The sequence below is a fragment of the Idiomarina sp. UBA4206 genome (assembly GCF_002383015.1).
In the GTDB taxonomy this organism is placed as follows: Bacteria; Pseudomonadota; Gammaproteobacteria; order Enterobacterales; family Alteromonadaceae; genus Idiomarina; species Idiomarina abyssalis.
In genome coordinates this window covers 56,910-60,519 of the sequence record NZ_DFTS01000008.1, presented here as the reverse complement: position 1 = coordinate 60,519, position 3,610 = coordinate 56,910, and the positions used below count along the sequence as shown (strand labels likewise).

Annotated in this window: 4 protein-coding genes; 1 reads left to right on the top strand and 3 read right to left on the bottom strand. The window is 45.4% G+C overall.

Annotated features, from left to right (window positions below; genetic code table 11):
- Window positions 1–21 precede the first annotated feature (21 nt).
- The 3 genes from B3180_RS01220 to B3180_RS01210 are packed head-to-tail and all read right to left on the bottom strand — an operon-like array spanning window position 22 to window position 3,214.
- A complete protein-coding gene (locus B3180_RS01220) occupies window positions 22–474 on the bottom strand; it encodes an RrF2 family transcriptional regulator (protein ID WP_054490078.1) in 453 nt (150 codons plus the stop codon).
- A 15-nt stretch (window positions 475–489) separates the two neighbouring features.
- Complete coding sequence (locus B3180_RS01215) at window positions 490–1,431, bottom strand: META domain-containing protein (protein ID WP_286842462.1); 942 nt, start codon at window positions 1,429–1,431, stop codon at window positions 490–492.
- A gap of 19 nt (window positions 1,432–1,450) precedes the next feature.
- Window positions 1,451–3,214: a putative bifunctional diguanylate cyclase/phosphodiesterase gene (locus tag B3180_RS01210; protein ID WP_199493781.1), complete on the bottom strand. Its 1,764-nt coding sequence runs from the start codon at window positions 3,212–3,214 to the stop codon at window positions 1,451–1,453.
- A 185-nt stretch (window positions 3,215–3,399) separates the two neighbouring features.
- On the opposite strand from B3180_RS01210, the gene B3180_RS01205 reads away from it, so the two are divergent.
- The coding region (locus B3180_RS01205; protein ID WP_286842457.1) for a hypothetical protein at window positions 3,400–3,610 on the top strand (211 nt) is incomplete at its 3' end.

Here is a 3,610-nt window from a genome sequence, read left to right as displayed (position 1 = left end):
GATCACTATTGCGACCAAAGGTTAATCTTTATCGACAGTTACCTGAATTGGGGTTCCCCAGAGCTCTCTAATTTCAGACTCATGTTTCAACAACGAAGCTAAGGTGTAATTCGACAGGAAGTTGTAGAAGGTTTCTTTGCCTTGGTTGATTAAGCTTTTCAACTCACAGACAGGAAATATAGCGCACTCGGGCTTATGGCAGTCTATCCAGTATTCATCGCCTTCCAGTCGCCTAATCACTTGATCAAGACGTACATCGGCAGGGTCAACCGCAAGTAAAAAACCTCCGTTTTTGCCACGGCGAGTTTCTATCAGCCCCTCTTTCCCAAGCTGATGAACCACCTTATTTAAATGATTTCTTGGCACGTTAAATATGCCACTTAACTCATCGATGGTGACTCTTTCATTGTCTTCTTTCGCTGCCAGATACATCAGCACTCGCAAGCCGTAGTCTGTATACTTTTTTAATTGCATGCGTGCGTATTACCTTTATCGGGGTTCTTGTTTAAAGACCAGTTGACGACCGCCACGAGTGCTCAATATCAGGCGCTCCTTATCATCAATGTTCACTTGATAAACACGCTCGAGTACATCGCTAAACTCACGCGACAAAGCGTTGGCTGTATCACTACAGGCCATTTTCGTGCTGCCTGTTAAGCGGATCTGCGCAAGCTCGCCACCCATGTTGTAATGTCCAAAGTAGCGATTGCACCCATTAAAGCCCGCCAGTTGATTGTCCTCTAAAAACTGGATGGTGGCAGGTTTGGACTGAATTGCATGCCCCTCAAACTCTGATAATTCCCAGCTGACGCCCTGAAGCAACCATTCGCTGTCTCCGCCACATCCAGAATACATCCGGTCAGACTCCTGTAAGTCCACCTGATAAGGATATAAACGGCCACTCATTGAATCGCGACATAACCGGTCAATAACAATCAGGTGTTTATCTGTGGTCGACTCTATACGCCATTCGTAAGGCTGGGTTGATACCACTTGCGCAGGTTTTAAATCGATAATGGCTTCGCTTTCCGGGGTTGTTAAGGCCATATGCTGAGGGTTTACTGCCACTTGCCAGAAGGGTTCATTACCTTTAGCAGTAAAGTGTTTGGGCAAGGCCCCCTGTTCCACACACAGCGGCATGTCCTGGCCACGCCAGGTAATATCAGCTTCGTTACCCTTACTCCAGAACTCAGTGGCAGGTTCGTTATCATTTGAATAACGGGTGACTGAGCCGCTCACCGCTTGTGTCAGCAGTTCTTGCTCAGATCCATAACTTAACAGCAAACCTTGCTCTTGCTGCAATACACTCAATTCACTCGCACCACATTGGTAAGCAACGGGTGCCTTCTCTGCTGGCGATACAAGCGCACAGCCTGACAGCAGTGTTGCAGCGAAAAGAGAGAGACTTCCTTTTACGGTGATACCGGGCATACTTGCCATCCTGTTATTTTTAACTGTTAAGATAAGATTCTATAGTATGTGCTGGTGATTGCACTAACTCCTCAAACTCATTTTGAGTAATAGGCCTGGAAAATAAAAAGCCCTGACCTTCGTTACATGCCATTTGCACTAAAAGCTTAGCTTGCTCAACTGTTTCAATGCCTTCTGCAACAATTGAGCATTTAAAATTGTGAGCCATTAACACGATAGTACCTACCAGCTGTTGGTCCGATGAATTGCTCACTAAGTTCATGACAAAACTACGGTCAATTTTAATCACGCTAATTGGTAAATTCCGCAAATAAGACAATGATGAATAGCCCGTACCAAAATCATCCATCGCTACGGTAACTCCCGCTCGCGTCAAGACCTCCAGTTCATGCTGGACTTTCATCAGGTTCTGCATGACCGCAGATTCCGTGATTTCCACCTGTACCTGTTTGGGCTCGACCTTGTGACGTTGGCAACACTCCAGAAGATCCGAAGCAAAAGTTCCGGTTACCATCTGTTGAGGGGACACATTTATTGCCAACACAAAGCTTCCATCAACAATGTTCTGTTGACGCCATTTCGCCAACTGTTTTATCGCATGCTCAGCAACCCAGTCTCCTATCGCTCTGATATCACCGGTTTGCTCTGCTAATGGGATAAACAGCGCGGGCGATATGAACCCCTTTTCTATGTGTTGCCAACGAAGTAATGCCTCTGCGCTGGTTATCTTACCGGTAACTAAGTCGTACTTAGGCTGGAAAAACAACTGAAGATCATCGGCTTCTAAGGCTGCTCTCAAGTCGTTACGTAAACTAATACGATCAGCCAAATCACGATGCAGCTCGTCAGAAAACAGCCCGACAGGGGGTGTTCCTTTCTTTGGTAAAGCCAGGGAAGCCTGACGTATCAGTTCATCCGGCTCTATATTACTGTCCAGAGTAGAGCTTATTCCGGCCCGGGCAGCGATAGTGATAAGTAAGGTTTCGTAATCGTGATCGCCGCTGGCAACATCAACCAGTCTATGCCCTTTACGCATGAGTTCGGCATCTAACTGCGCTTCAAACACGACAACATATTCCTGTTGCCCCCAGCTACCAATGAAGCTGCGGGCTGGTGCTTTACTTTGTAATAACAGCGCCAGTTCACGCGTAAAAGCTTCGGCCAAAGGGTAACCATGCAACTGAGCAACTTCTTCAAGTTCATCAATAACCAGAAAGACAACGCTACAGCCTTTATCGGAGCGCACCATTGCATTAACTTCCTGCAGAATTGCCCGTCGGTTAGGTAACCCGGTTAGCATGTCCTCAAGAACGAGCTCTTCAAGCTCCGCAGAGCGTTTACTTGCAATGGCTTCGTAAAATAACGACGCATCTCGTCTCGCCTGCGAACGATAATGGACCTGCAAAATGTTACGCAGTCGCTGTAAAATTTCTTCGTTATCAAAGGGCTTGGTTAAAAAGTCGGTAGCACCCAGTTCAAGTGACCGGAGCCGCGTTTCTTTATCGCCCTGAGCTGTCAACATAACCATTGGCGGAGCATCATCGCCATAAGTTTGTTTCATATGTTTAAGTACTTCAGCACCATTCAACTCCGGCATTCTGTAATCTAACAGAATAAGATCCGGTTTAAATGAGGCCATTTTTTCATCAATGAGCCTGGGAGTTTGTACCCCTTCAATATACTGGTACCCAGCCTCTTCTAATAATGCGATGAGAAGCTCAATGTTGGTGTGATTATCATCAACAATCAGTACTCTGGCATTAGCAATATCCTTCGCTGACAAAGCATATCCTTCTATCTTTCGATTCTATTAACTAATTCCTTACGTAACTTTTCTAAAAACCGATGAGTTGGATCAAAAAAACACTAAAACTATTATTGCGAATCATTCTTATTTTAATTATCATTCTCGCCGCTTAATTCATTGAAACTGAAATTACTTTTCAAAAAAGGTCAATCGAGTCCGTTATGAAAAAAACGATCTTAGCTAGCACCATACTCACAGCTCTGGCAGCTCCGGCTTTAGCAAATACCGCTGTCGATACAGATATCGAGCAAATTAAAATTATTGGCAGTAAAACAGAAGCCCGCAATGTTGCCGGCTCAAGCGCCGTTATTGACGAAGAGCAGATGCGCATTGAAGTTCCGAGCGACATCAACCAACTGATGAAAACCATTC